At 45.0% G+C, this 24,383-nt stretch carries 36 protein-coding genes; 31 read left to right on the top strand and 5 right to left on the bottom strand.

Annotation, left to right across the window (positions count from 1 at the left end; all coding sequences use genetic code 11):
- Window positions 1–31 precede the first annotated feature (31 nt).
- Window positions 32–2,050, bottom strand: a complete 2,019-nt coding sequence (locus E4N66_RS12190) for a DUF4139 domain-containing protein (RefSeq protein WP_253728228.1) — start codon at window positions 2,048–2,050, stop codon at window positions 32–34.
- A 535-nt stretch (window positions 2,051–2,585) separates the two neighbouring features.
- Between E4N66_RS12190 and tuf the strand changes: the two genes are divergently transcribed.
- The 30 genes from tuf (at window position 2,586) to E4N66_RS12040 (ending at window position 18,751) form a co-directional block, all read left to right on the top strand.
- A complete protein-coding gene (gene tuf / locus E4N66_RS12185; RefSeq protein ID WP_044014198.1) occupies window positions 2,586–3,773 on the top strand; it encodes an elongation factor Tu in 1,188 nt (395 codons plus the stop codon).
- Between the two features lie 59 nt (window positions 3,774–3,832).
- Window positions 3,833–4,141 carry a 30S ribosomal protein S10 gene (rpsJ, locus tag E4N66_RS12180; RefSeq protein ID WP_044014196.1) on the top strand — a complete coding sequence of 103 codons (309 nt, stop codon included), beginning with the start codon at window positions 3,833–3,835 and terminating at the stop codon, window positions 4,139–4,141.
- 73 nt (window positions 4,142–4,214) lie between these two features.
- Window positions 4,215–4,841, top strand: a complete 627-nt coding sequence (gene rplC / locus E4N66_RS12175; protein WP_044014194.1) for a 50S ribosomal protein L3 — start codon at window positions 4,215–4,217, stop codon at window positions 4,839–4,841.
- A gap of 15 nt (window positions 4,842–4,856) precedes the next feature.
- Window positions 4,857–5,495, top strand: a complete 639-nt coding sequence (gene rplD, locus E4N66_RS12170; RefSeq protein WP_044014192.1) for a 50S ribosomal protein L4 — start codon at window positions 4,857–4,859, stop codon at window positions 5,493–5,495.
- Window positions 5,495–5,779, top strand: a complete 285-nt coding sequence (locus E4N66_RS12165; protein WP_044014190.1) for a 50S ribosomal protein L23 — start codon at window positions 5,495–5,497, stop codon at window positions 5,777–5,779. Before rplD ends, E4N66_RS12165 begins: the two co-directional genes overlap by 1 nt.
- A gap of 33 nt (window positions 5,780–5,812) precedes the next feature.
- A complete protein-coding gene (gene rplB / locus E4N66_RS12160) occupies window positions 5,813–6,634 on the top strand; it encodes a 50S ribosomal protein L2 (protein ID WP_044014188.1) in 822 nt (273 codons plus the stop codon).
- 10 nt (window positions 6,635–6,644) lie between these two features.
- Complete coding sequence (gene rpsS / locus E4N66_RS12155; protein WP_006188374.1) at window positions 6,645–6,935, top strand: 30S ribosomal protein S19; 291 nt, start codon at window positions 6,645–6,647, stop codon at window positions 6,933–6,935.
- A 9-nt stretch (window positions 6,936–6,944) separates the two neighbouring features.
- Complete coding sequence (gene rplV, locus E4N66_RS12150) at window positions 6,945–7,310, top strand: 50S ribosomal protein L22 (protein ID WP_253728227.1); 366 nt, start codon at window positions 6,945–6,947, stop codon at window positions 7,308–7,310.
- A 2-nt stretch (window positions 7,311–7,312) separates the two neighbouring features.
- Window positions 7,313–8,053: a 30S ribosomal protein S3 gene (gene rpsC / locus E4N66_RS12145; protein WP_253728226.1), complete on the top strand. Its 741-nt coding sequence runs from the start codon at window positions 7,313–7,315 to the stop codon at window positions 8,051–8,053.
- Window positions 8,054–8,056: 3 nt separating this feature from the next.
- The gene (rplP, locus tag E4N66_RS12140; protein ID WP_006188377.1) at window positions 8,057–8,476 is read left to right on the top strand and encodes a 50S ribosomal protein L16; all 420 of its coding nucleotides are present in this window, start codon (window positions 8,057–8,059) and stop codon (window positions 8,474–8,476) included.
- A gap of 15 nt (window positions 8,477–8,491) precedes the next feature.
- The gene (rpmC, locus tag E4N66_RS12135) at window positions 8,492–8,698 is read left to right on the top strand and encodes a 50S ribosomal protein L29 (RefSeq protein ID WP_162664401.1); all 207 of its coding nucleotides are present in this window, start codon (window positions 8,492–8,494) and stop codon (window positions 8,696–8,698) included.
- Window positions 8,699–8,708: 10 nt separating this feature from the next.
- Window positions 8,709–8,981 carry a 30S ribosomal protein S17 gene (rpsQ, locus tag E4N66_RS12130; RefSeq protein ID WP_006188379.1) on the top strand — a complete coding sequence of 91 codons (273 nt, stop codon included), beginning with the start codon at window positions 8,709–8,711 and terminating at the stop codon, window positions 8,979–8,981.
- Window positions 8,982–9,002: 21 nt separating this feature from the next.
- A complete protein-coding gene (rplN, locus tag E4N66_RS12125) occupies window positions 9,003–9,371 on the top strand; it encodes a 50S ribosomal protein L14 (protein ID WP_044014180.1) in 369 nt (122 codons plus the stop codon).
- A gap of 15 nt (window positions 9,372–9,386) precedes the next feature.
- Window positions 9,387–9,701, top strand: coding sequence for a 50S ribosomal protein L24 (gene rplX, locus E4N66_RS12120; RefSeq protein WP_253728225.1), 315 nt, complete (start codon window positions 9,387–9,389; stop codon window positions 9,699–9,701).
- Window positions 9,701–10,252, top strand: a complete 552-nt coding sequence (gene rplE, locus E4N66_RS12115; RefSeq protein ID WP_006188382.1) for a 50S ribosomal protein L5 — start codon at window positions 9,701–9,703, stop codon at window positions 10,250–10,252. The genes rplX and rplE overlap by 1 nt, the downstream gene beginning before the upstream one ends.
- Window positions 10,253–10,263: 11 nt before the next feature.
- Window positions 10,264–10,449, top strand: coding sequence for a type Z 30S ribosomal protein S14 (locus E4N66_RS12110; protein WP_081984397.1), 186 nt, complete (start codon window positions 10,264–10,266; stop codon window positions 10,447–10,449).
- 10 nt (window positions 10,450–10,459) lie between these two features.
- Window positions 10,460–10,858 carry a 30S ribosomal protein S8 gene (gene rpsH, locus E4N66_RS12105; RefSeq protein WP_006188384.1) on the top strand — a complete coding sequence of 133 codons (399 nt, stop codon included), beginning with the start codon at window positions 10,460–10,462 and terminating at the stop codon, window positions 10,856–10,858.
- Between the two features lie 9 nt (window positions 10,859–10,867).
- Window positions 10,868–11,410 (top strand): 50S ribosomal protein L6, encoded by a 543-nt coding sequence (gene rplF, locus E4N66_RS12100; protein ID WP_253673519.1) that lies wholly within the window; start codon window positions 10,868–10,870, stop codon window positions 11,408–11,410.
- An 11-nt stretch (window positions 11,411–11,421) separates the two neighbouring features.
- A complete protein-coding gene (gene rplR, locus E4N66_RS12095; protein WP_044014173.1) occupies window positions 11,422–11,784 on the top strand; it encodes a 50S ribosomal protein L18 in 363 nt (120 codons plus the stop codon).
- 8 nt (window positions 11,785–11,792) lie between these two features.
- The gene (gene rpsE / locus E4N66_RS12090) at window positions 11,793–12,314 is read left to right on the top strand and encodes a 30S ribosomal protein S5 (protein ID WP_016522586.1); all 522 of its coding nucleotides are present in this window, start codon (window positions 11,793–11,795) and stop codon (window positions 12,312–12,314) included.
- Window positions 12,315–12,317: 3 nt separating this feature from the next.
- A complete protein-coding gene (gene rpmD, locus E4N66_RS12085; RefSeq protein ID WP_006188388.1) occupies window positions 12,318–12,503 on the top strand; it encodes a 50S ribosomal protein L30 in 186 nt (61 codons plus the stop codon).
- Window positions 12,503–12,955: a 50S ribosomal protein L15 gene (gene rplO, locus E4N66_RS12080; protein WP_044014170.1), complete on the top strand. Its 453-nt coding sequence runs from the start codon at window positions 12,503–12,505 to the stop codon at window positions 12,953–12,955. Before rpmD ends, rplO begins: the two co-directional genes overlap by 1 nt.
- 17 nt (window positions 12,956–12,972) lie before the next feature.
- Window positions 12,973–14,292 carry a preprotein translocase subunit SecY gene (secY, locus tag E4N66_RS12075; RefSeq protein WP_253673522.1) on the top strand — a complete coding sequence of 440 codons (1,320 nt, stop codon included), beginning with the start codon at window positions 12,973–12,975 and terminating at the stop codon, window positions 14,290–14,292.
- A 42-nt stretch (window positions 14,293–14,334) separates the two neighbouring features.
- A complete protein-coding gene (rpmJ, locus tag E4N66_RS12070) occupies window positions 14,335–14,448 on the top strand; it encodes a 50S ribosomal protein L36 (protein WP_002672206.1) in 114 nt (37 codons plus the stop codon).
- A gap of 16 nt (window positions 14,449–14,464) precedes the next feature.
- Window positions 14,465–14,830 carry a 30S ribosomal protein S13 gene (rpsM, locus tag E4N66_RS12065; RefSeq protein WP_016519026.1) on the top strand — a complete coding sequence of 122 codons (366 nt, stop codon included), beginning with the start codon at window positions 14,465–14,467 and terminating at the stop codon, window positions 14,828–14,830.
- Window positions 14,831–14,846: 16 nt separating this feature from the next.
- A complete protein-coding gene (rpsK, locus tag E4N66_RS12060; RefSeq protein WP_006188392.1) occupies window positions 14,847–15,230 on the top strand; it encodes a 30S ribosomal protein S11 in 384 nt (127 codons plus the stop codon).
- A gap of 15 nt (window positions 15,231–15,245) precedes the next feature.
- The gene (locus tag E4N66_RS12055; protein ID WP_253728224.1) at window positions 15,246–16,301 is read left to right on the top strand and encodes a DNA-directed RNA polymerase subunit alpha; all 1,056 of its coding nucleotides are present in this window, start codon (window positions 15,246–15,248) and stop codon (window positions 16,299–16,301) included.
- Window positions 16,291–16,734, top strand: coding sequence for a 50S ribosomal protein L17 (rplQ, locus tag E4N66_RS12050; protein WP_253728223.1), 444 nt, complete (start codon window positions 16,291–16,293; stop codon window positions 16,732–16,734). The genes E4N66_RS12055 and rplQ overlap by 11 nt, the downstream gene beginning before the upstream one ends.
- Before the next feature lie 3 nt (window positions 16,735–16,737).
- Window positions 16,738–16,926 (top strand): hypothetical protein, encoded by a 189-nt coding sequence (locus tag E4N66_RS12045; RefSeq protein WP_006188395.1) that lies wholly within the window; start codon window positions 16,738–16,740, stop codon window positions 16,924–16,926.
- Window positions 16,927–17,641: 715 nt separating this feature from the next.
- Window positions 17,642–18,751 carry an SAM-dependent methyltransferase gene (locus tag E4N66_RS12040; RefSeq protein ID WP_253728222.1) on the top strand — a complete coding sequence of 370 codons (1,110 nt, stop codon included), beginning with the start codon at window positions 17,642–17,644 and terminating at the stop codon, window positions 18,749–18,751.
- 79 nt (window positions 18,752–18,830) lie between these two features.
- On the opposite strand, the gene E4N66_RS12035 is transcribed toward E4N66_RS12040, so the two are convergent.
- The 4 genes from E4N66_RS12035 to E4N66_RS12020 form a co-directional block, all read right to left on the bottom strand.
- Window positions 18,831–20,117 (bottom strand): S-methyl-5-thioribose kinase, encoded by a 1,287-nt coding sequence (locus E4N66_RS12035; RefSeq protein ID WP_253728220.1) that lies wholly within the window; start codon window positions 20,115–20,117, stop codon window positions 18,831–18,833.
- A gap of 76 nt (window positions 20,118–20,193) precedes the next feature.
- Window positions 20,194–20,931 (bottom strand): WecB/TagA/CpsF family glycosyltransferase, encoded by a 738-nt coding sequence (locus E4N66_RS12030; RefSeq protein WP_253728218.1) that lies wholly within the window; start codon window positions 20,929–20,931, stop codon window positions 20,194–20,196.
- Window positions 20,913–21,737 carry an RsmE family RNA methyltransferase gene (locus E4N66_RS12025; protein ID WP_253728217.1) on the bottom strand — a complete coding sequence of 275 codons (825 nt, stop codon included), beginning with the start codon at window positions 21,735–21,737 and terminating at the stop codon, window positions 20,913–20,915. Before E4N66_RS12025 ends, E4N66_RS12030 begins: the two co-directional genes overlap by 19 nt.
- 17 nt (window positions 21,738–21,754) lie before the next feature.
- A complete protein-coding gene (locus E4N66_RS12020; protein ID WP_253728216.1) occupies window positions 21,755–23,248 on the bottom strand; it encodes a S41 family peptidase in 1,494 nt (497 codons plus the stop codon).
- Window positions 23,249–23,402: 154 nt separating this feature from the next.
- Here E4N66_RS12020 and E4N66_RS12015 point away from each other — a divergent pair, with 154 nt between their 5' ends.
- Complete coding sequence (locus E4N66_RS12015) at window positions 23,403–24,335, top strand: hypothetical protein (RefSeq protein ID WP_044017019.1); 933 nt, start codon at window positions 23,403–23,405, stop codon at window positions 24,333–24,335.
- The last annotated feature ends 48 nt before the right edge of the window (window positions 24,336–24,383 follow it).

The following is a 24,383-nucleotide window of genomic DNA, read 5'->3' as shown; positions in this document are numbered from 1 at the left end:
GGCGCATCTCCTTTGTTACATATCGATTTTACTATTCGATCCGAATATTCTTTACGAATGCGGTAAATTTTTGCTGTGCTTTGTTGAGCTGCTCTGTTGCGTCAGCAATGTCTGTTTTTAGGTTATCCAGTTCGGTTTCGAGCTTGAGCAGCTTGGTTAAGAACGCTCTCCCTTGCTGGCTTTCCGAACCGACTGCCTCAAGATTCCTCCGTACACGGTCTTGTTCCTTTCCGATTTCCGTCTGACGATCCTGCAAAGTCTTGAGCGCTTTTTCTGCCGCAGTCACTTTTTCTTTTTCCGTTATAATCGAAGCAAAGGCTTTTCGAACCTTTTCGGGAATTTCGGAATTGGTCGTGTAGGAAATGAATGTATTTGAATTCATATCGAATATTTTTTGAGTTGATTGATAGGTGCGAGCTTCTTCTACTTTTAACTCGGTGCCGGTATTGCCTGCAGCTTTAAACTTAAACCGATATTTGTTTGCAGTCGTTTCCGCAAGGGCTTGTTTTGTCGTAAGCTCAAACCCTGCGTTCTTCGCGTGTTCGACGATAACGGTTCTTTCTTTCTTATTGGCATTTCGTATCAAATAGATCGTGCTTTGGACTTGCCGGTACGAAGTTGTCATCACTCCGTCAGCCAGCTTTATAGTTTCAATCGTCCTTGTGGAGTCGGCTCGCTTTGAACCGGTTACTTCAATATCGTCTCCGTAAGCAATTAGGCGTTTTTCGGCTTCGGGTAAAAACTCCAAAAGAGCATCGCCTGCATATTCCCCCCCGTCAAGAACCGTAATGGGACCGGCAGGAAGTTTTAAGCCCGATGTGTTTTCAATACTGATACAGAATTTGGGATTAACACGCTCGTTGTATGGAATGGAAGAAAATACCGAATACTTTTCTGCAGGAAGAGAGGCTATGGTGAGGGGAATCATCGTGCTTTGCTGCCGCTCAAGTGTAATCGGTTTTGACGGCGTAAAGGCAAACATTTCTCCCGCATTACCGGCTTCAGCTTGATTTTCAAAATAAGCTGAATTGTTTCTTTCCTCTAAGTCTTGATATTCCGCTTCATCATACGCTTCAGATGCATATCTAGACGCTTCTTTTTTCATCATCATCGACCGGTTTTCTGCGAGAGGCATAGCTGCGGCATATTCGACAGCCGTATCAGCCGAGGCAAATGTTTCCGCTTTCGCAGTTTGCGCAATTGCAAGCGGTACTTCGGGGCGGTATGTATAGTAAGGCACATAGAGGTTTTGCGTAAAACCGACCGGCCTTCCCGTCGTGAGGGTGAGTGTAATATTCTTCCAGTCGAGGTCGGTTGAATTGTCGATAATCGCCCATGCCTGAAACGCTGCTTTATCGGTACCCATATCGAGCCGATAGCTTGCTTTCCATACCGGCGCTTCCATAACGTATGAAAGACCGATTTTCCGCTCACCTTGCGCATCGATTTTAATGTCCAGTTTTTTGCGGTTCTTTGCCGAAGCGTCGAGGATGAGCGCCAAAGCGGTATTTAAATCTTCATTTCGTCTGGCATCGGTAAATTTAAAGGATTGAATGTCCGAAAAAGCGATAAGGTGGATGCCGTCTTTCGCTGCAAGCGAAATAAAGAAAGAGTCCGTTTCTTTTGAGCTGTTTTTATCGACGCTCAAAATCTTTCCGGTAATTTGATGAGGCGTAAACAGTTCCACTTCGGCGCCCTTTTGCGCTTTTAAAATATCGTAGAGCGTTGTAGCGGCGGAAAGGTCTATTTTTAAACTTTCCAGCGTTTTCCTCAGCGTGTCTTCGGATTGATAATTGACTGCTAAGTTTTTTGCACCGGGATCAGTAACGACAAGAGACTTTAGCACATCGTTAATTTGAGCGGGTGAAAATAATAGCTCTATATTCCCCGAACCGGACACAGTCCCTTCATGCATATAGTGTGCAACGCCTGACGAATAGAGTGTTACCTTTTTAAGCGGAATATCGTCCCCGCTAAAGTTTTTCGCAGGGTCGGCTGCGACACCGACTATACAAGCAGCAGATAAAATCATACAAATCATATTCTTCATGAAAGCTCCCTTATTCATATTCTGATTATACTAACCGATGGGGAAAAATGAAAGGGTATGCGGCAATCCCTCTTGTAATTTATAGAGATGTGTGTATATTTTCAAAAGCCTTGACATTTGTTATTCAAAATAGTATAGTCGCTCTGTTCAATTGGATAAATGGCTAAAAGTCGTTTATCCGGTATTCTTTAAGAGTTCTCCGGTGCCGTAAAGCCTTTTTAAGGCAGGTTTCCGTGTTAATACTGTTAAAAGTATTAAGGGGTTCGCCCTATTACTCTGCAGGATGCCAAACCAGTCATCGGAATGGATTCTGATGATGATCAGGTGGATCCGAATAAGGCTTGTCGAATTGCTATGACGGGCTTACGCAACACGTCTTTTACAACGGTGTTTACTGTCTGATTATCCGCATTCTATTCTTTTCTGTATTTGGTATCCGGTTTATAACATTTTTTCATTTTCAATATGGAAATGGTCTCGCTGTTTGATGGGCGGGGTTTTTGTTAGTTGCCTATTGTCTGTTAGGAGGATTTACATGGCAAAGGAAAAGTTCGAGAGAACAAAAGTTCACATGAATGTTGGTACCATCGGTCACGTTGACCATGGTAAGACAACTCTTTCGGCAGCGATCACTACTCATTGTGCAAAGAAGTATGGTGATAAGCTTCTTAAATATGATGAGATTGATAATGCGCCGGAGGAAAAGGCTCGCGGTATTACTATTAATACTCGTCACTTGGAGTATCAGTCCGACAAGCGCCACTATGCTCACATTGACTGTCCCGGACACGCTGACTATGTTAAGAACATGATCACCGGTGCTGCTCAGATGGATGGTGCAATCCTTGTTGTTTCTGCTCCGGACTCGGTTATGCCTCAGACTAAAGAGCACATTCTGCTTGCTCGTCAGGTTGGTGTTCCTTCTATTATCGTTTTCCTTAATAAGGTTGACCTTGTTGATGATCCTGAACTTATCGAATTGGTAGAAGAAGAAGTTCGCGAAACTCTTGAGTCTTACGGCTTCCCCCGCGATACGCCGATTATCAAAGGTTCCGCATTTAAGGCATTGGCTGACGGCGCTTCCGTTGAAGATACTGCTTGTATCGATGAATTGCTGAAGACTATGGATAGCTACTTTGTTGATCCTGTCCGTGATGATGCAAAGCCCTTCTTGATGCCGATTGAAGATATCTTCACGATTTCCGGACGTGGTACTGTTGTTACCGGACGTATCGAGCGTGGTGTTATCAATCTTAACGAAGAAGTCGAAATCGTCGGTATTAAGCCGACGAAGAAAACCGTTGTTACCGGTATCGAAATGTTCAACAAGCTGCTTGATCAGGGTATGGCCGGTGATAACGTCGGTCTCTTGCTCCGCGGTATTGATAAGAAAGAGGTTGAAAGAGGTCAGGTATTGGCTAAGCCGGGTACTATTCAGCCGCACACTAAATTTGAAGCGCAAATTTACGTTCTTTCTAAGGATGAAGGCGGTCGTCACAGCCCGTTCTTCTCGGGTTATCGCCCGCAGTTCTATTTCAGAACAACCGATATTACCGGAACCGTTACGCTGCCTCAGGGCGTTGATATGGTTAAGCCGGGTGATAATACCAAGATTATCGGTGAGCTGATCCATCCTATCGCTATGGATAAGGGTCTTAAGCTTGCTATTCGTGAAGGCGGCCGGACTATCGCCTCCGGACAGGTTACGGAGATTTTAGCGTAATAAAAAACAAGGCGGTCGGGTAGGCGCTATTCGGCCGCTTGTTTTTGTACGGAGGAAATATGGCTAAGGAAAAGATTCGCGTTAAGCTTCGCGGATTTGATGTTGAGTTGGTTGATCAAAGTTCTAAAGCGATTGTGCAGGCTGTGCAGAAGGTTGGGGCGAAGGTGTTAGGTCCCGTTCCGCTTCCTACACGTATTAATAAATTTACCGTGCTTCGCTCTCCGCACGTAAATAAAAAGTCGCGTGAGCAGTTTGAAATGCGGACGCACAAGCGGTTGATCGATATTATTGAACCTTCTGCAGAAGTGATGAATGCTTTGATGGCATTAGAGCTTTCGGCAGGGGTTGATGTAGAAATTAAACAATAAAAGAACGGTAGACGGCATTTAATCAGGATGTGCGTACCGGAGAAGCGATGAGTTTCTCAAGGAGTTGTGAGTTATGGTTGGTCTGATTGGTAAAAAAATCGGCATGACCCAGTTGTTTGATGACGAGGGGCGGCTGACACCTGTTACCGTTTTGCAAGTAGTGCCGAATACAGTGGTCGCAGTAAAAGATGCGGATCATTTCGGTTATGAAGCAGTTGTGTTGGGAACGGGTGAATTGAAAGAAGGACGTGTTTCAAAGGTATATGCAAATCAGTTTGCAGAAGGTGTTGCGCCTGTCCGTCTTTTAAAAGAATTTAGAGGTTTTGATAAAGAAGTTACCGTTGGTGCGAAAATTGGCGTCGAAGTTTTGGAATCTGTCCGGTATCTTGATATTACCGCAATTTCAAAAGGAAAGGGCTTTCAGGGTGTTGTAAAGCGCTATGGTTTCGGCGGTGGACGCGCTTCTCATGGTTCAAAGTTTCACCGTGAGCCTGGTTCGACAGGGCAGTGTACCAGTCCGGGGCGATCGTTTAAAAACGTTAAGATGCCCGGTCACATGGGTGCCGAACGAGTAACGGTACAGAATTTGAGGATTGAAAAAATAGATCCCGAATTGGGCGTCGTTATGGTACGTGGTTCCGTTCCCGGTAAAAAGGATGCGGTTGTGTTCCTTAAATCCGCTGTAAAACGGGAAAGATAACGGCAGGAGAAGAGAATGGAAAAGAAAGTCTATTCGATTGATGGTAAGGAATTGCGGACAATTGAGCTTAACGATGCTGTGTTCGGTTTGCCTGTTAATGAAGATGTCATTTACTATGCCATTACAAATGAATTAGCAAATATGCGTGTCGGTACGGCATGTACAAAAGGTCGTGCTGAGGTAAACGGTTCTAATGCGAAGCCGTATAAGCAGAAGGGTACCGGGCGTGCCCGCCGTGGTGATAAAAAATCACCGCTTTTGGTCGGCGGCGGTACGATTTTTGGGCCGAAGCCGCGTGATTATAGCTATGCAATTCCGAAAAAAGCAAAGCGGTTGGCAATGAAATCTATCTTGAGTTTGAAGGCTCAGGATGAAGATCGCCTTGTTGTCATAGAAGATTTTACGGTTGAAACCGGTAAAACGAAAGATCTTGTGAAGATATTGCAGGCATTTGTTCAGGATGAGCGCACTGTGCTTGTGTTGAAAGATGATGATGCAATGTTGAAGCGTGCGGGGAAGAATATTCCTACACTGTCGTTTTTGACGTATAACCGTTTGCGTGCGCATGATCTGTTTTATGGGCGGAAAGTGCTGATGCTTGAGTCTGCTGCAAAAAATCTTTCGAGTTTTTATGCGGTTGAGGGGGCTGAGTAATGCAATATACTGATGTTATTATAGCGCCTGTGCTTACGGAAAAATCAAACGAGATGCGTGAGCAGCGTAAGTATGTTTTTAAGGTGGATCCGCGCTCTACAAAGGTGCAGATTAAGGAAGCAGTACGGAAGCTTTTTAATGTTAAAGTGCTTGATTGTGCTGTTGTAAACGTCGACGGAAAAATGCGTCGAGTTCGCTATCGGGCAGGTAAGACTGCAAGCTGGAAAAAAGCTATTGTGACGCTTGCTGAAGGCGAATCGATTAAAGTTTTTGAAGGTGCATAACAGCACTTATCGCTGCTTTGAAGGGGAAGATAAATGGCTCTTAAATTATATAAGCCTATAACACCGGGTATGCGCGGTCGAATTGACTTGCTGCGTGATGAAATCACTGCGCAGAAACCTGAAAAAAGCCTTACAACCGGAAAAAAAGCCAATGCGGGGCGGGATAGCCATGGGCGTATTTCTGTTCGGCATCAGGGCGGTGGACATAAGCGGAAGTATCGTGAAATTGATTTTAAACGTAACAAGTACGGTATTCCGGGAACTGTCCGAACTATCGAATATGATCCGAACCGCAGTGCAAATATCGCATTGATCTTTTACGCTGACGGCGAAAAACGATACATCCTTGCTCCTAAAGGTTTGAAGGTCGGACAAAAGATTATGAGCGGCACGATGGCTGCGCTTGAGCTTGCGAATGCGTTACCGCTTGAATCCATACCGGTCGGTTTTACCGTCCATAATGTTGAGTTGACGCTTGGAAAGGGTGGACAAATGGCTCGTTCTGCCGGTGCTGCTGCGCTTATTGCTGCAAAAGAAGGCGATTATGTAACGTTGCGCCTTCCTTCAGGTGAGACCCGTTTGGTGCATAAAAAATGCTATGCAACAATCGGTGAGGTTGGAAATGCCGATCACATGAATATCAATTTAGGAAAGGCGGGACGTGCACGTTGGCGCGGTATTCGTCCTTCCGTACGCGGTATGGCTATGAACCCTGTCGATCACCCGCTTGGTGGTGGTGAAGGACGCGGAAAGGGACGCAATCCTGTTACTCCGTGGGGTCAGCCTTGTAAGGGATATAAAACCCGTAAGAAGAAGAATACTTCGGATCGGTTTATTGTTTCACGGCGGAAGTAGGGAGTAGAGAATGTCAAGATCTGTTAAAAAAGGCCCTTTTGTAGAAAAAAGCTTGTACAAAAAGGTTGTTGAAATGAGCAAGACGGGAGATCAGAAAACAAAAAAGATGGTTAAGTCTTACTCCCGATGCTCCACGATTATACCTGAGATGGTTGGTTTTACTATTTCGGTATATAACGGTAAATCATGGATCCCTGTGTATATCACAGAGGAATTTGTTGGACATAAGCTTGGCGAGTTCGCTCCTACCCGTATTTTCCGCGGGCACGGCGGCTCGGATAAGAAAGTGGCAAAAAAGTAGGTGGATATAATGACTGATACGACTGCAAAGAACGGTTACCGCGCTACGATAAAGTATTTTATTGCTTCTCCGACAAAAGTTCGGCCGGTTGCAAATGTGATTAAACGTAAGTCTTATACCGATGCAATGGCGATCTTAGAGCATATACCCAATAAAGGGGCTGCACTGATTTCACAAACAGTTAAGTCGGCTGCCTCGAATGCTTTGAACGGTAATAAAAAATTGGATGAAGATATGCTCTATATCAAAGAGATCCGTATCGATGAAGGCCCGAGACTCAAGCGCTTATGGTGCCGCGGTCGCGGACGTGCGGATGTTCAATTAAAACGAATGTGTCACATTACGGTAATAGTTGACGAAAAGGCGGGAGCGTAAGTATGGGACAGAAAGTAAACCCTATCGGGTTAAGACTTGGAATTAATAAAACATGGTCGTCTCGCTGGTATGCAAGTCCGAGAGAGTATGCTGATTTATTGCATGAAGACTTAAAGATTCGTGCAATGCTCCAGACAATGCCTGAGTGTAAAAATGCGGATGTTGCCGATATCGAAATTATTCGTCATCCCCAGCGTGTAACAATTGTTATTCATACCGCGCGGCCGGGTGTGATCATCGGAACCAAAGGTGCCAATATTGAAAAAATCGGTGCTATTATTCAGAAAGAACTGAATAAAAAAGTTCAGATCAAGATTAAAGAGGTGAAGCGTGCTGAATTGAATGCTTCTCTCGTTGCCCAGAATGTTGCCCGTCAGCTGATGGGACGTGCTTCCTTTAGAAAAGCCTTAAAGCAAGGCTGCTTTTCTACGATGAAAGCCGGTGCCCAGGGAATTAAAATCCGTGTTTCAGGCCGTCTTGGCGGTGCGGAAATGTCCCGAACCGAAGAAATGAAGGAAGGGCGGATACCCTTGCACACACTCCGTGCGGATATCGACTACGGTTTTGCGGAAGCGCATACCACCTACGGAAAAATCGGTGTAAAAGTTTGGCTCTATAGCGGTATGATGTACGGCAGCGACCAAAAAGATGACGCCGGTTTGTTGTTAAAAAAACAGCGCAAGGAACGCGCTCCTCGGTCGGAAAAAAGCCGCGGCGAGCGTGCGGAAGCAGGGAGGGATTAAGCGATGGCTTTAAGTCCTAAGAGAGTAAAATACCGCAAAATTCAGCGCGGTAGAGTTAAGGGAAACGCAACACGGTGTAATCATATTGACTTTGGTGAGTTTGCATTGGTATCGCTTGAACCCTTTTGGCTGACTAATCGCCAGCTCGAAGCTGCTCGTGTTGCTTTAAACAGAAAGGTAAAGCGCGGCGGTAAGTTGTGGATTCGCGTATTTCCCGATAAGCCGTATACAAAAAAACCGGCTGAAACACGTATGGGTAAAGGTAAGGGAGCTCCGGAGTATTGGGTTGCTGTTGTAAAGCCCGGAACGGTGCTGTTTGAGCTTACCGGTATTGATCGCTCGCTTGCGGAAGAGGCTATGCGTTTGGCAGGAAGTAAACTTCCGTTTAAGACACGCTTTGCCGAGCAGCCGCGCGATAACTAAGATGGAGTTTTCCGAATGAAAAAGCCGAACTATAAAGATTTATCCCTTGCCGAATTGCAGGCAAAGCGGAGCGAACTTAAACAAAAATATATGGATTTGAGGTTTCAGTTTGTAGTGGGACACGTAGAGAACCCTATGCTGAAACGGTCTATGCGCCGCGAAATTGCAGCGCTGAACACATTTATCCGGCAGAAAGAATTGGCCGGCGTAAGTGCAGAGTAGGAGCAGGCCCGTGGAAGAAACAACGGCAAAAAAGAAATCCGGGAACCGCGAGTTTGTTGGTTTGGTAACCAGCGATAAAATGGATAAAACCATTGTTGTGCAGGTCGCTACCAAGAAACTTCATCGGCTGTATAAAAAGTATGTGCTCAATACAAAAAAGTATAAGGCGCATGACGAACAAAATACAGCTCACATTGGTGATACGGTGCGTATTGTAGAGAACCGTCCGATCAGCAAAGAAAAATGCTGGCGTTTGGCGGAGATTATTGAGCGTGCAAAATAACGAGTAAGGAGCGTCTATATTATGGTTCAAGTAGAAACAAGATTAAACGTTGCCGATAACTCGGGTGCAAAAATTGTACAGTGTATTAAGGTGCTCGGCGGATCTCACCGCCGGTATGCCGGTATCGGTGATATTATTGTAGTAGCGGTAAAGGATGCGCTTCCGACGTCTACAATTAAAAAGGGTTCTGTAGAAAAAGCGGTTATCGTTCGCGTTTCTAAAGAATATCGCCGTCCTGACGGGACATATATCCGCTTTGACGATAACGCCTGTGTGTTGGTTGATGCGAATAAAAACCCCAAGGGTAAGCGTGTTTTCGGGCCTGTTGCACGTGAGCTGCGTGATATGGATTTTATGAAAATCGTATCGCTTGCGCCTGAAGTTCTATAAGGAGATTGAGTGTTTATGGAAGGAAAAATCAAGATCCGTAAGAACGATACGGTAGAAGTGATTGCGGGCAGCGAGAAAGGAAAGCGCGGCACCGTATTGCGTGTTTTACCTGAAAAAAATCAAGTGATTATTCAGGGCGTTAATATGGGTAAAAAAGCAATGCGCAAGCGTTCTCAGCAGGATCAGGGCGGAATTGCCGAAATTGAGATGCCGATACATATTTCAAATGTCATGATAGTCGGTAAGAAAAGTGGCGTATCCCGCATTGGATATAAGATGGACGGCGATAAAAAAGTGCGTTTTTGCCGTAAGGGTGGAGAAGTATTATAATGAGCAATTATGTGCCACGGCTTAAGAAAATCTATACGGAAACGATAACGCCTGAGCTTACAAAAGAGTTCGGCTATACTACGGTTATGCAGGTGCCGAAGCTTGTTAAAATCGTACTCAGTATGGGAGTTGGCGAAGCATTGACAAATAAGAAATTGCTTGATGCTGCGGTAACCGATCTTGGTACTATTACCGGCCAAAAAGCGGTAAAAACAAAGGCAAAGAAAAGTATCGCTAACTTTAAACTTCGTGAAGGGCATGAAATCGGGGCGATGGTAACATTACGCGGCGCCAAAATGTATGAATTTTTGGATCGTTTTATTAATGTTGCGCTGCCTCGTGTTAAGGATTTCCGCGGTGTCAATCCGAACGGGTTTGACGGGAGAGGAAATTATTCATTAGGTGTTACGGAACAGATTATTTTCCCTGAAATCGACTTCGATAAAATCGAAAAGATTGCGGGGTTGAATATCAACGTCGTAACGACGGCAAAAACCGATAAAGAAGCACGGGCGCTTCTTTTGAAGTTCGGTATGCCCTTTAGAAAGTAAGAGAGGTTTTCATGGCAACAACAGCAATGATAAATAAGGCAAACAGTACGCCGAAGTATTCCAGCCGCCAATACAACCGCTGCAGAGTATGTGGTCGTCCGCGCGGATATATGAGGAAATTTCAGATGTGCCGTATTTGTTTTCGCAAATTAGCAAGTGAAGGCCAGATACCTGGCGTTACAAAATCAAGTTGGTAGGAGGTAAAAGATGAGCGTTTCAGATCCCGTCGCAGATATGCTTACAAAGATTCGGAATGCAGCGGCAGCCGGTCATGAGAAAGTCGATGTGCCTTCTTCAAAGTTAAAACTTGAAATTGTGAAGATTTTGAAAACCGAAGGTTTTATTAAGAATTTTAAAAGACTTAACGAAGCCGGCGAAAGTACAATCCGGATGTTCTTAAAATATGATGATAACGAATTACCCGTTATTCATGGTATTGAAAAAGTGTCTACACCCGGACGCCGCGTATATTCAGGATATAAGATGCTTCCCCGCGTATATAACGGGTACGGCACTCTTATTCTTTCAACTTCGGTGGGCGTTATCACCGGCAAGCACGCAAGCGAAAAGCAGGTTGGCGGCGAGCTTATCTGCAAAGTTTGGTAGGAGGCGAGTGTGTCAAGAATTGGAAAACTTCCGGTAGCTGTTCCTGCCGGAGTAAAAATCAATATTGCCGATGGTGCATTGACCGTTGAAGGCCCCAAGGGGAAGCTTTCCCGTACCTATAATTCTCTGGTACAGGTAAAGTTTGAAAACTCTGAGGTTTCCGTAACACGGGTGAACGATACCAAAGAAGCCCGTTCGTTTCACGGTCTGTATCGGAATTTAATTCACAATATGGTCGTGGGCGTCAGTCAGGGTTTTTCTAAAACCTTGGTTGTAAACGGCGTTGGTTACCGTGCCGAAGTACAGGGCAAACTGTTGGTAATGGCTTTGGGCTATTCAAACGATTTTATCGCATTGATCCCCGAAGGCATTGAAGTAAAGGTTGAACCGCAGGGAAATAAAATTATTATCTCCGGTATTGATAAGGAAAAAGTCGGCGAATTTGCAGCGCAGATCCGTAAACTCAGATTACCCGAACCCTACAAGGGAAAGGGTATCCGTTATGAAACCGAAGTCATTAAACGCAAAGTCGGTAAGACCGGTGTTAAATAAGGATAGGTACTATGTTTAAAAAGCGAATCGAGAAAGATAGAAAGAGATTTAAGCGTAAAGTTCATATCCGTAAACGGATTTATGGAACAGCTGAACGTCCGCGTATGACTGTCTTCCGCAGTAATAAGAATATTTCGGTGCAGGTTATCGATGATGATGCACGTGTAACTGTTGCGTCGGTATCCACACTCGAAAAAGATTTTAAGCCCTTAAAAGCAAATATCGAGTCCGGAGCAAAAATCGGGGAAGAACTCGGTCGGCGTCTTAAAGAAAAGAATATTACGACGGTTGTTTTTGATCGAAACGGTTATCTGTATCACGGTGTGGTACAGGCAGTTGCAGACGGTGCCCGGAAAGCGGGAATAAATTTCTAGGAGCGGATATGGATCGTCAGAAAGATTTTAACAGAGACAGTTCACATCGCGAGAAGGAACTGGTAGAAAAGCTGGTTAAGTTAAACCGGACTGCAAAGGTTGTAAAGGGCGGACGCCGTTTCTCTTTTTCTGCTTTAACGGTTGTCGGTGATCAGAATGGACACGTGGGATACGGTTTCGGCAAGGCGAATGATGTAAGTCAGGCTATTAAGAAGAGCATTGAAAAGGCGAAAGCCAATATGATTTATATTCCGCTGAAAAACGGTACTATCCCGCATGAAGTGCAGGCTAAGTTCAAGGGTTCTTCAGTATTGCTTCGCCCTGCTCGTTCCGGTACGGGAATTATTGCAGGTGGTACTATCCGTGCGATTATGGAAGCAGCCGGAGCGGCGAATGTTCTTTCAAAGTCCTTGGGGTCAAACTCCGCAGTAAATGTGGTTCGTGCGACCTTCGAGGCTGCATCGGAATTAATGGATGCTAAAACTATTGCTAAGAACCGCGGAAAGTCTATTACGGATGTCTGGGGGTAAACTATGGCAAAGAAAATTAGGATTACGTTAGTTAAAAGTACCATTGGACAAAAAAAGCCGGTTCGCGCAACCGTTCGTTCCTTGGGACTTGGAAAATTGCATTCCGTAGTTGAGCACTCCGCTTCTCCCGCTATCTTGGGTATGGTACGGGCGGTTTCTCACTTAGTTGAAACAGAGGAGCTTGATTAATGTCTGATTTTATATTGAATGCGCCGAAAGGGGCAAATAAAAAGAAGCGCATTGTAGGCCGCGGTTCTTCATCCGGTCGGGGAACGACATCGGGTAAGGGAAACAAAGGCCAGAATGCACGCTCCGGCGGTAAAACCTATATCGGTTTTGAAGGCGGACAAATGCCGTTGTATCGTCGCGTTGCGAAAAAAGGCTTTTCTAACTATCCCTTTAAGGAAGTTTATTCGGTTGTAAATTTATTTATGATCGACGAAAAATATTCCGATGGGGAAACCGTTAATAAAGAAACGCTGAAAGCAAAGGGACTGGTAAAAAAGCAGACTGCTTTGGTAAAAGTGCTCGCTTCCGGAGAGCTTACAAAAAAGTTGACGGTTGATGTAGATAAAGTTTCCGCACAGGCGCAGGCAAAGATTGAAAAAGCCGGCGGGACGGTCGTTAAACAAAACGGCTAAACAGGCGGGCTTCATACATGGCTAACAATGCACTTGTAAATGTATTTCGGATAAAAGAATTACGCGATCGTATCCTGTTTACGATTGGAGTTTTGATCGTTTTCCGCTTGGGATCGGTACTTACTATTCCCGGTATTGATCCCCATGCTTTATCGGCATATTTCCAATCGCAGGTACGGGGAAATGCTTTTGTCGATTATATGGACTTCTTTGTCGGCGGGGCGTTCTCCAACTTTTCCGTATTCATGCTTGGCGTTATGCCGTATATCTCAACTCAAATTTTGATGCAGCTTGCGTTGTTCGTATTTCCGAGTTTGAAAAAGATTGCGGAAGATGACGGCGGCCGGAAAAAGATACAGGTATGGACGCGTATCCTTACCGTATTTGTCGCATTGATTCAATCGTATGCGGTAACCTTTTATGCGTATATGATACCCGGCGCTATTGTACTTCAGAGCCGGTTTATGTACATCTTTGTTACGATGCTTACCGTAACAACAGGTACGATGATAACGGTTTGGCTGGGTGAGCAGATTACAGCTCGCGGTATCGGAAACGGTATTTCAATGATTATCTTTGCCGGTATTATTGTCCGGTTGCCTCATGCCGTTTCTCAGATGATCCGGCTGGTGCGGCTCGGTGAGTTGAACCTTGTATTTGTCGTGATAGCATTGATTATGTTTGTCGGCATTATCGTACTGGTTGTTTATGAGCAGCAAGGACAGCGGAAGATACCGGTGCACTATGCGAAGCGGGTTGTCGGGCGAAAAATGTATGGTGGTCAAAACACCTATATTCCGTTTAAGATTAATCCATCAGGTGTTATTCCGATCATCTTTGCATCATCGTTTTTGACCTTCCCGATTTCGATTGCGACAACGATAGGACCGAATGTCCGATGGTTGAACAGTCTTGCGCATTTTTTGCGTCCGAACGGTTTGTGGTACAATATTTTCTATTTGATCCTTATTGTGTTCTTTGCATATTTTTATACACAGATTTCGTTAAACCCCACAGAAATTGCAAAGCAGATAAGGGAAAATGGAGGCTCGATTCCCGGAATTAGAACCGATAAAACTGAGGAATACTTGCAAAGAATTCTAAATCGTTTGATTTTGCCCGGTTCTTTGTATCTGGCGCTGATCGCCGTCTTACCGACTGTGATACAGACTATTTTCGGCTTCCCTCAGTCGATTTCAATGCTGATGGGTGGAACATCGCTTCTCATCTTGGTTGGCGTTGATCTTGATACGATGAGTCAAATTGAAGCGCAGCTTAAAATGCACCATCATGAGGGGTTGGTAAAACGAGGAAAGCTCAGATCACGGAATCTGTAGTATTTCAGGAAAGGTTATTCTTTTGTTAAGGAGAAGAACAATATGAAAGTAAGAACCAGCGTAAAGCCTATTTGCGATAAATGTAAGGTTATTAAACGCAACGGAATTGTGCGGATTATCTGCACGAATCCCAAACACAAGCAGCGACAAGGCTAATGGAGGAAACTGAAGAATGGCTCGTATTTCTGGGGTCGACCTCCCCAATAAACATGTTAATATCGCGTTGACGTATATCTATGGAATATCTCACTCATCTGCAAAAGCAATTTGCGAAAAGTCAAAAATTGATCCGATGCGGATGATCAACGATTTAAATCAGGATGAACTTGCCGCCATCCGTGCCGTTATCGACCAGGATTACAAGGTTGAAGGCCGGCTTCGTACCGAAGTCGCTCTGAACATCAAGCGCTTGATGGATATCGGCTGCTATCGCGGTTTACGACATCGTAAAGGCTTGCCCGTCCGCGGACAACGCACAAGAACTAATTCTCGTACTCGCAAAGGTAAGAAAAAGACCGTTGCCGGTAAGAAGAAGTAATTTTGGAGGATAAGCTGTGGCTACAACCGCAAAAAAACGAAAAGAAAAGAAAAGCGTATATGAAGGAAATGTCTATATTCAGGCAACCTTTAACAATACCATTATTACCATAACCGATTTGAAGGGCAATGCGTTGTCTTGGGCATCCTCCGGCGGCTTGGGATTTAACGGTGCGAAAAAATCTACCCCCTTCGCTGCACAAACAGTCGCAGAAACGGCTGTACAGCGCGTTCAGCAGTATGGATTACGGGAAGTTCACGTATTTGTGAAGGGGCCGGGTGTCGGCCGCGAATCTGCAATCAGAACACTTGGCGTTATGGGGCTTAAAGTTCGCTCCATTAATGACGTAACCCCTATTCCGCATAACGGTTGCCGTCCCCGCAAGACCCGCCGCATCTAATAAAAAGGAGTTTAAATGGCTCGTAAAAATCTTTTGAAAGGATTCAAAAAACCAAAAGGTCTGGAATTTGCAGCAGATGTCTCAAATGACAGCTATGGTAAGTTTACGGCGTCTCCCTTTGAAACAGGATTCGGCACAACGATCGGCAATTGTTTGCGGCGTGTTTTGTTGTCTTCGATACAAGGGTATGCTATTTCCGCTGTAAAAATTACCTCTTACGGCGCTGATGATGTTCCGCATGGTATATCGAGCGAGTTTGAAGCAATTCCAAACGTAACCGAAGACACGATGGAAGTTTTGAATAACCTCAAGCAAATGCGGTTGAGACTTCCTAATGAAATTGAACAAGACGTTTTTTTGTTTGATTTTAAAGGTCCCTGCTCGGTTAGCGCAGCCAATTTTGCTAAACCCGGCCAGCTTGAGATTTTATCCGATGATCTTCATATTATGGAGTTAATGGATAATGCTCATGTTGAGCTGGAAGTTCAGGTTGATTTTGGCCGCGGTTATGTACCGGCGGAAACGAATGAAAAATATGTCGAAGTTGTCGGGACAATCTCGTTAGATACCATTTTTAGTCCGGTTCGAAAAGTCAGTTATGAAATTCAGCCGTGCAGAGTAGGGCAGCGTAACGATTACGATAAGCTTGTACTTGAAATCTGGACGGACGGTACTATACGGCCTGAAGATGCACTAGCGGAAGCTGCAAAAATTGCAAAAGAACATTTTACCGTTTTTGTCAATTTTAACGAAAATGAATTGATCAGCGATGATGAATCCGATGAAAGCGATGAAATGATAAAGCAGTTGCTTGACACACCGATAACTGAGCTTGATCTTTCCGTGCGGGCTTCTAATTGTTTGAAAAACGCAAACGTTTCAACAATCCGTGATTTGACAATGATGACCGAGGATGAGATTTCGAAAACTCGAAATGTCGGAAAGAAGAGTTTGCAGGAAATACAAGAAAAGTTGGCGGAACGTAATTTGAGTTTGGGTATGACTGATTACAGTCATTTAAAGAATTCGATCAAGTTATCGAGACAGAAGGAAGAAACAGATGAAGCATAAAAACGGCTTTAATCCGCTTTCACGTACCAGTGCACATCGCCGCGCATTGCATCGTAACATGGTTACATCACTGTTTAAGTACGAGCGGATTACTACGACAAAACAAAAGGCGATGGAGATTCGGCGAACCGCAGAAAAGCTTATTACCCGTGCTAAGGTCGATTCAGTACATAATCGGCGGCAGGCTGCAACCTATATTTGGGATAAGGCAATCTTGAATAAATTGTTTACCGACATCGGGCCGCGTATGAAGGAGCGGAACGGCGGATATACTCGTGTGCTTAAATTAGGGTTACGCGAGGGCGATGCCGCACAGGTTGCAATTTTAGAGCTGGTTGACTATACGCTCGATAAGAGCACGAAGAAGTCGGCAGACGCAAAGAAAGACAGTGCAGACAAGGGTGCTGCAAAGTCAAAGGCAGCGGAGGGCTAAACTATGTCGAAAGCACATCGCGGAAAGGGAATTAAAAGTGTTCCCAACCATGGGCGGGGAACCTGTCCCGTAACCGGCCAAACCGGTGTTAAACTCCTGTATGAACAGGAAATTGACGGAAAGAAAGTCAATATCTCAAAAGTCGGCCGTGCAATGCTAAAAAACAAGAAGGCCGCCGAAGCTAAGGCGTAAATAACGCTGCGCTCTGAATAAAAACGCTCGCTCTGCCGAGCGTTTTTTTATGCCCTATTGTTTTTGCCATAGCGGTAGTGCGGCTCGTCATACTGATAGTTTTGCTCATGTATCATATAAACAAACTGAATTTTGAAATTGCTCGCATTGTTTTAGGCAGGCGTTACAGGTCGTTTTATATTTTTCTATTAGAGAGCCGCATTCAGTATATATTAATTTATCAAGCTTGATTCCTGTCCATGGCTCGTTCGGAAACTGTACAGTGTAATTATGTAACGTTTTAAGTAATTGACATATAAAATATCTTGAATCGATTCCCTCAATTTTAAAACTAAAACGGTTATCGGATTGAATAGTAAAACTCAGCAACGTTTCACTAATTTTTTTGCATGTTAATCTTTTATAGTATCCTTCCTGATCGATATTCACATATGCCCTTTTATGTATTTCTAAATTTTCGACACGCTTAATCCATTGTAAAAAATTCGGAAATGAATCCATTATCGCCGAAAAATCTACTGTTATGGAATAATCATAATAATAGAAATGTAAGTTTGTCCAACTGTGATGAACATGATCAAATTTTGTAAAAAGCTTATAATACAATTGTTTATATCTGTTCATTGCTTATACCTCGGATTCTTATTATACCATACTATTGATTTAATCTCATTTATGCCCTATTGTTTTTGCCGATACAAAAGAAAAGACTATTATGATGATTGATTTGTGTAAAATTGCTGCTGCAAAACCTTATGGTTCTGTTTGTAAGTTAGCCGGTAAGGCATGGATACCGGTACAAGGTTTTGAATCGCATTTGGATGATGAGCTGGCTTTGCAGGCTGATGGTTCGTCCGGGCGTATGTGGCGCTTTTCTTCCGCTTCCGAAGTCCAGAGTGATTTTAAGTTGAGCGATGTACCGGTTCAGTCAAGCAAGCTTGTGTACTGTGAGGATATACGGCAGGAAGTATTTTGGAAGCAGCTGTGCTGGGAAGAACCGTTTGTAGTGCGGTTCCGTAGTATTGGAGAAGCTGCGGAGCTATTGCGAGGTGTTCAGCGGAATTGGGCGCACTATCCGCTGAACTGTTTTAGGCGGGCGGAATTGATTGGTGCAAAGCTGCCGTATATCAGCAAAAAAGAAAAACCGTTTCCTTATACCGTGCCGCTTGCCGGTATGGGGGTGTGGTCGTTGCTAGATGAACATACCTTGCTTGCGTCTGCGAAAACCTCCTCACCGTTTCCGCTCGGCGTTATCCGCTTTACCGAAGACCATCAAAATCCACCAAGCCGTGCCTACCTTAAATTATGGGAAGCCTTAACTCTGTTAGACTTTTACTATCGGCGTGCTGCAGAGCAAAAGGGAGGGGCTGTTCCATCGGTAATACCGGTAGACTGGGCATTACCTCAGCGCGGTTCCCATTGTGTGGATGCGGGGGCCTGTCCCGGCGGCTGGACATGGGTACTGAATAATCTGGGGGCAGAGATAACCGCTATCGACCGGAGCCCGCTGGCGGATTTTTTGATGCGTGAACCGCGGATTACCTTTATGCAGCATGACGCGTTTACATTAACTCCCGAAAGTCTCGGTAAACAGGATTGGGTATGTTCCGATGTTATTTGTTATCCGCCCCGTTTACTGGAATGGATTGAACGGTGGCGAGCAAGCGGTCTTTGTTCAAAATTTATCTGCACAATCAAAATGCAGGGAGCACCCGACTTCGATACGATCCGCCGTTTTGCGGAAATTTCTCATTCAAAAATTGTTCATCTTACAGCAAACAAACATGAGCTGACTTGGCTGTGCGCACCGTTCATTGATGGATGACCGTTATATCATGGATGATGGGTACCGGTATGGGGGCATTGCTGAAGGCTTTGCAAGTTTAGCGGGATGCTTCTCCCGTTTATATACCGCTGTTTAAAAGCGTTTTTTTAAAGTATGCAACTGTGTGCGCTCCGATATTCGCTTGCCGCCGCCGCTTAATTAACCTACAGGCTGTCTTTATGATGATGCGTTCCATAGTAATGCGGTGTGTGTCCTGCCCCATCGCATCGAATTCAGCGGTTTTTGTGTCCCCGACCGCGCGGCGGATTATTTCCGTACCGGCAAAGCCGTAGGCATCGGCAAGTATTTCAGAAAGCCGCCACCGGATATACCGTTCGTTGTAGAGCGGGTCGCTTAACGGAACTGTTTTACACCGTTCCAACGCCTTTGCGGTAAAAAGCTGCGGGAGTGCTTCTATTGCGGCGGCTATCCGCTCAATAAAATCATCAAAATCATCAGCAGCGGAGAGCTTTTTGCGGCTGAAAGCAGCGTACATCAAAGAACAATAAAGATTTGCGATAATATTACCGAGGTCATATCCGATTGGACCGTAAAAGGCAAATTCGGGGTCGATAATTTTCATACACGGTTCGCTCGTTGCATTCTTATCGGGAGTGGCATTCGTATCGATAGGTATGCCGATAGTATTGCCGATAAAAATCGAACCGGTGTGTAAATCACCGTGGATAAGCGCCTCTGCCTTATTCATAAAGGTTTCCCGCAGTGAAGCGACTTCGGCTTTAAGCGCTTCGTCGGTGTAAAGTGTTTTTCGAATAAAGCTCTCGTTACCGGGGGTGATGCGGTTGCGGTTTTTTCCGTTGCAGTACGGTTCGGAAAACACGAGCGTTTCGGAAATTGCGCATAGTTCGGGATTGATAAAAGCTTTTACCCGCTCCTTCTTTTCTTCCGGAGACAAAAACAAATCGCTTGTTGCGAAAACCGCATCCGCCAGAAAGGATGCGACGTTTTCCACAAAACTTGCCGGAAGCGAATGCCCCACCATCAGTTCCTTTCGTAGATTACCGCAATAGGAAATATCTTCCATACAGATAGCGCTCATCGTATCATCGTAGGCATAAATACGGGGTATGAACTGCGGGGTAAGGGCGGCATAAATGCGGAGCGCGTCCGCCTCTCTTTTGCTGCGGGTAATGTCGAGCGGACGCCCTGATGAACGGAGCAACCGGTCTGCTTGTTTTACAATAATGCTTTTTCCACTGATACGAGAGCGCACTTGGAATACATAGTTGATGTTTCCGTCCCCGATTTCTTCCGCATTGAGCGGGTCATCGTGGGAAAATAACCGCAGCTGTTCAACGAGGTAGGTCTTTACTGTTTCCGTATCAAGTAAATAATGCGCTTTCATGGTTGTATGTATGTCCTTTAAATGTACCGGTCGAACAAAATGTGAATTTTGTATCAGCAGCCGAAGTTAGACCGCGTTATGTTCTGAACAATCGATAGAACAGCACAATCAGCAAAAAGAGGGCGTAACGGAATACGTAAAATACTTTAAAAGGATTACGCAGCAGTTGCGGTAAAAACTCGTGACCTTTCCGAAATGCAGCGTCCGAAATACGCTTTTTACGTTTTGCAAAAATATCGATGATATCGTTGTCATGGATAAAGATGCTTGCGGGTAATTTCGCTTTATTCCGATAAATCCATCGGACGCCGCCGGGAAGCCCGTTTCCGGCAATCAACAGAGCGGGATGGGCTTTGACAATCGAAAGGATAATGTCCTGTTCCATAGTCTTGCGGTAGAAACCGTTAAAACGGCCGACAATACCGATACCCGGAAAAGTTACGTGTACATTGCGTTCGGCATCAAGCAGGTTTTGCGCCCGTCCGCCCAGTAAGTAGAGCGATTTATAATGCGAGTCGATGATGTTGAGAATTCTGATAATCATATCAAAAGAATCGCGTCTGATCGGTACGGGAAGTTTGAGGAACTGCGCCGCTTTTAATAAACTTCTTGAAAGCGGAAGACAGAGCGCTGCTTGTTCAAGCATTGCGCGGTATTCCGCATCGCGGCGCGCTCTGAGCAAATCCCAGATTGTAATGAACACGATATGTTGAGGTTCTCCTTTGCTCAGCATATCTAATATGGTTTGCTCAATATCTTCGTCGGGGAGAATATCGATAGGAATTGTTAAAAGGTTTATACGGGTAAGTGCCACAGGTCAGCCTCGTTTATAGTAGTTTGCACCGCTGCAATTGCATACAGTGCGGCGGTTTCTGCACGTAATACGTTCGTTTTAAAATGAATGGTTTGGAATTCCGCGTCGCGAAGTACTGCTGCTTCCGCGGGGCTAATGCCTCCCTCCGCTCCGATTGCGAGCACGATATGGGAAGGCTTTTCTGCAAGCAGTTGGTGAAATCCGACGGATGTCGCGGCGGCTTCGCTGCACTGAGCAAACACGGTAGTAGCAGCCGGTACAAGCGTTTTTAAGGTGTTGAGCATTTCGGCAAGCGGAGCCGGTTCCATAACGATGGTATCGATCGGAGAGCCCGATTGCTGCCGCGCCTCTTTGATAATGCGCCTGAACCGTTCCAGCTGTGCAGGGTTTTGTTTTTTTGCAATGGAAAATTCTCCGATTACCGGTAAAACGGCGCGCACGCCTGCCTCCGTTGCCTGCCTAATAATGGTGTCGGTTTTAGAGCCTTTGAGCACCCATTGCAGCAAGATAAGTTCGGCAGCAGGTGCAACATACGCAGGCGAAGTGTTTGCGGCTTCGTTGGTTGCATCCGCAGCAGCCGTCCCGCACACACTGAAGGGCGTTGGACGTCGCTTTAACCGCAGCGTTTTCTTTGCGGTGTTTATCGAATCGATGACCATATCGGCAGCGCCGCTTTGCGGCAGTACCGCCGACAGTATATCACCTTCCCTCATACGCCGTACCTTTACCAAGTATACAAAAGCCTTGCCGCTCAAGGTGAGCATACCATTACTGTCCGGCTCTTGCTCGATAATAAATTGCTTCATCGTTTCGTGATACCGATTTATGAAGCCTTCTTCAAGCCGGTTACGGCTTTTTCTTGAGCTGCTTCGTCCTGCATTTGACGCACGGTTTTGCTGTTCCGCAGCAGTTGCGGCAATGTCCCGCTTTTAAGAATTTTGACAGCTTCCTGTAGCGGTGCGTCATATTCAATATCAGCCGCGGGAGCGGTGTGAGTTCTATTATATTCCTGCCGAATCAAAATGCGGAGCAATTCTTTGTTCAGAGAATATTCTTTTGCGAGCGATTCCGCATATCGGGTAATTTGTGCCGCGGTTAAATCCTGGTTCTTCTTGACAAAGGTGGAAAGTTTTTCATCTTTGAACAGTTTTTCCAGCTGTTTTTCGTCATCTGCCGATAGCGGCGGAAACAGCAGCACCTCTTTGTCCGGTTTGATGCCGGTTTTGTCGATATTTGCGTCGCTCGGTGTATAATAGCGTGAAGTCGTCATCTTAAAAGAATCTTTTTGTGTCAAATCGAATATCTGCTGCACGGAACCTTTTCCATAGCTGGTTTCTCCGATGAGGTATGCACGCTTATAATCTTTTAATGCCCCCGCCAATATCTCCGACGCGCTCGCCGAACCTTTATTGATAAGCACAACAAGCGGCACATCCGCAAACACCGCATCGATCGCAGCGTTTTTGTTAAACTCAAGGTTATTCTGCGGGATACGCGATTTTGTAGAAACGATCAATCCTTCTTTAATAAAAAGGCTTGCCGTATCAACTGCTGCGGTGATGAGTCCACCCGGATTATTCCGGAGATCGAGTACCAGTTTGGTTGCTCCTTCCGCTTGTAGGCTTTCCATTGCTTCCCGTATGCGGCGGCTACCGTTCGGATTAAACTCTATCAGGCGGATATAGCCGATATCCTTATCGAGCTTCATGTATTTAATGGTCGGCACTTCAATCCGAGCCCGTACCAGCTTAACCGGAAACTCCATATTCTTTCCGCGCCGAACGGTTACGGTAACGGATGTACCGATTTTGCCGCGGAGCTTTGCTACAACATCCGCCTGTGTCATCTCGATAACGGATTCTCCTTCGATTTCGGTAATGAAGTCATCTGCCTGAATACCGGCTTTCCATGCAGGGGTTCCTTCGAGGGCGGACGCAACTTCAATATAGGATGGGCGTTCAGCTGCCGAAGCCGTAGGCTTGGTAAAGGTAATACCGATGCCGCCGAAGTAGCCGGTTGTGGTATCCTGCAATCCTACGCCGGTTAAACTGCCGTTGTCGATATACATGGTATACGGGTCTTTGAGTGCATTGAGCATTCCTTCCGCGGCGCCCTGAAAGAGCACCTCCGGATTTACCTCATCGACATAATAGCGTTGAAGCGCCTCATTTAAGTATTGCAGGTATTGCATATACGGTATCGTACTTTGAGTCCGATCCTGCTGAGATTGAGCAAAGATAGACGGTGCATACGATACGGTAGAAATGAGAATAACGGAAAATAAACAGGTAATAATCCAAATTTTTCGAGGTTTCATAGAAAATATTTTCTATTATATTGGAAAATTGTCAAGCCTTTAGCGAGTTTGTATCTTTGTTCGCATATTTAAATGAGGTAAAGTACCTGATATATGGGATAGTACAACACACGATGCCTTGTATAGCGCTGTGCTTTTCGATACAATATTACTGATGATAAAAAGTACTGTCAGTGGAAAAGCATCCTCTCTGCGGACAATTAACTCTTACGGCGTGTTCCTTCCGTATTTGATTATTCCTTTCCGGATCAAAAGTGCAAAAGTACTCTTCCGTTTTTTACGTACCGTTATACGCGATTTTTTTTGGCTACAGTTTTCGGTAAAATGGCACTTTAAAACGATTCCCATTTTGGACGTATCCCACTCTCTCGATGAATTAATTCCTTTTACACCCGACAAAGTACAAATTTATTTGAATTTTACGAATTTTTGGATCCGGCCGATGACCTTTTTGTTCCGTCGGATTGGAATAAAAAAAGCGCTGCCGTATTGCACCGAATATCTTTCGATTATCGAACAAGCATATTCAGGGGCTGCAAAGATATACCGCTTTTGCATGACGACAACAAACCGCCCTGATTATAAAGCGGATAAGGCATTCAAAATAATTCATGCCTTAGACCCTCATTTGTTGTGCGTGCCAAGTCTGCACGTTTCTATCGTTGTTCTTGCATCGGTTTATTATGCCGAAGTGTTTAAACAGGAGGATTTTACACAAGAAGAGCGGGAATTCTATACGGAAGAATTACAAGAAGGAGCGCGGCATATTATTGAAAGTGTATTGTATATCAAGCAGCACAGTGTAAATTGCATTCCTGCGGCAATGTATATGATGCTGTATGTGCTGAAAGGCCGATTTACGATAAGCGCAGGAGTCGATATTATCAACAGTTTGTTTGCCGACGACAAGACACTTTCTGAGCAGGTCAAACAAGAAGTGAGGTCACACATTCACTTTATGTTTGAACGCCTCCTTTTAGAGGGTGCCCATGAAAATGATTGGACTATTCCCGTAAAACGATGGCTGCAAAGCTATGCACGCTCAAAAAATGCCGTTTTGCAGATCGATCGCTTGCCGCTTACATAACTTACCAATATGCCTGATGTCTACATCGGGTAAACGCATCAAGCTGTT

It is taken from the genome of Treponema sp. OMZ 857 (assembly GCF_024181085.1).
GTDB lineage: Bacteria > Spirochaetota > Spirochaetia > Treponematales > Treponemataceae > Treponema.
This window is presented reverse-complemented; position numbering and strand designations above follow the sequence as displayed.

Coding starts and splice junctions, on each gene's coding strand:
- rpsC (WP_253728226.1), top strand. CDS start 7,313: ATGGGACAGAAAGTAAACCCTATCGGGTTAAGACTTGGAATTAATAAA.
- E4N66_RS12035 (WP_253728220.1), bottom strand. CDS start 20,117: ATGAAAGCGCATTATTTACTTGATACGGAAACAGTAAAGACCTACCTC.
- E4N66_RS12020 (WP_253728216.1), bottom strand. CDS start 23,248: ATGAAACCTCGAAAAATTTGGATTATTACCTGTTTATTTTCCGTTATT.
- E4N66_RS12015 (WP_044017019.1), top strand. CDS start 23,403: ATGATAAAAAGTACTGTCAGTGGAAAAGCATCCTCTCTGCGGACAATT.
- rplN (WP_044014180.1), top strand. CDS start 9,003: ATGGTTCAAGTAGAAACAAGATTAAACGTTGCCGATAACTCGGGTGCA.
- E4N66_RS12025 (WP_253728217.1), bottom strand. CDS start 21,737: ATGAAGCAATTTATTATCGAGCAAGAGCCGGACAGTAATGGTATGCTC.
- rplP (WP_006188377.1), top strand. CDS start 8,057: ATGGCTTTAAGTCCTAAGAGAGTAAAATACCGCAAAATTCAGCGCGGT.
- rpmC (WP_162664401.1), top strand. CDS start 8,492: ATGAAAAAGCCGAACTATAAAGATTTATCCCTTGCCGAATTGCAGGCA.
- rplC (WP_044014194.1), top strand. CDS start 4,215: ATGGTTGGTCTGATTGGTAAAAAAATCGGCATGACCCAGTTGTTTGAT.
- E4N66_RS12165 (WP_044014190.1), top strand. CDS start 5,495: ATGCAATATACTGATGTTATTATAGCGCCTGTGCTTACGGAAAAATCA.
- rplQ (WP_253728223.1), top strand. CDS start 16,291: ATGAAGCATAAAAACGGCTTTAATCCGCTTTCACGTACCAGTGCACAT.
- rpmD (WP_006188388.1), top strand. CDS start 12,318: ATGGCAAAGAAAATTAGGATTACGTTAGTTAAAAGTACCATTGGACAA.
- tuf (WP_044014198.1), top strand. CDS start 2,586: ATGGCAAAGGAAAAGTTCGAGAGAACAAAAGTTCACATGAATGTTGGT.
- E4N66_RS12040 (WP_253728222.1), top strand. CDS start 17,642: ATGATGATTGATTTGTGTAAAATTGCTGCTGCAAAACCTTATGGTTCT.
- rpsH (WP_006188384.1), top strand. CDS start 10,460: ATGAGCGTTTCAGATCCCGTCGCAGATATGCTTACAAAGATTCGGAAT.
- E4N66_RS12190 (WP_253728228.1), bottom strand. CDS start 2,050: ATGAAGAATATGATTTGTATGATTTTATCTGCTGCTTGTATAGTCGGT.
- rplO (WP_044014170.1), top strand. CDS start 12,503: ATGTCTGATTTTATATTGAATGCGCCGAAAGGGGCAAATAAAAAGAAG.
- rpmJ (WP_002672206.1), top strand. CDS start 14,335: ATGAAAGTAAGAACCAGCGTAAAGCCTATTTGCGATAAATGTAAGGTT.
- rplD (WP_044014192.1), top strand. CDS start 4,857: ATGGAAAAGAAAGTCTATTCGATTGATGGTAAGGAATTGCGGACAATT.
- rplV (WP_253728227.1), top strand. CDS start 6,945: ATGACTGATACGACTGCAAAGAACGGTTACCGCGCTACGATAAAGTAT.
- rpsE (WP_016522586.1), top strand. CDS start 11,793: ATGGATCGTCAGAAAGATTTTAACAGAGACAGTTCACATCGCGAGAAG.
- rpsM (WP_016519026.1), top strand. CDS start 14,465: ATGGCTCGTATTTCTGGGGTCGACCTCCCCAATAAACATGTTAATATC.
- rplE (WP_006188382.1), top strand. CDS start 9,701: ATGAGCAATTATGTGCCACGGCTTAAGAAAATCTATACGGAAACGATA.
- rplR (WP_044014173.1), top strand. CDS start 11,422: ATGTTTAAAAAGCGAATCGAGAAAGATAGAAAGAGATTTAAGCGTAAA.
- E4N66_RS12110 (WP_081984397.1), top strand. CDS start 10,264: ATGGCAACAACAGCAATGATAAATAAGGCAAACAGTACGCCGAAGTAT.
- rplB (WP_044014188.1), top strand. CDS start 5,813: ATGGCTCTTAAATTATATAAGCCTATAACACCGGGTATGCGCGGTCGA.
- rpsJ (WP_044014196.1), top strand. CDS start 3,833: ATGGCTAAGGAAAAGATTCGCGTTAAGCTTCGCGGATTTGATGTTGAG.
- secY (WP_253673522.1), top strand. CDS start 12,973: ATGGCTAACAATGCACTTGTAAATGTATTTCGGATAAAAGAATTACGC.
- rplX (WP_253728225.1), top strand. CDS start 9,387: ATGGAAGGAAAAATCAAGATCCGTAAGAACGATACGGTAGAAGTGATT.
- rpsS (WP_006188374.1), top strand. CDS start 6,645: ATGTCAAGATCTGTTAAAAAAGGCCCTTTTGTAGAAAAAAGCTTGTAC.
- E4N66_RS12045 (WP_006188395.1), top strand. CDS start 16,738: ATGTCGAAAGCACATCGCGGAAAGGGAATTAAAAGTGTTCCCAACCAT.
- E4N66_RS12055 (WP_253728224.1), top strand. CDS start 15,246: ATGGCTCGTAAAAATCTTTTGAAAGGATTCAAAAAACCAAAAGGTCTG.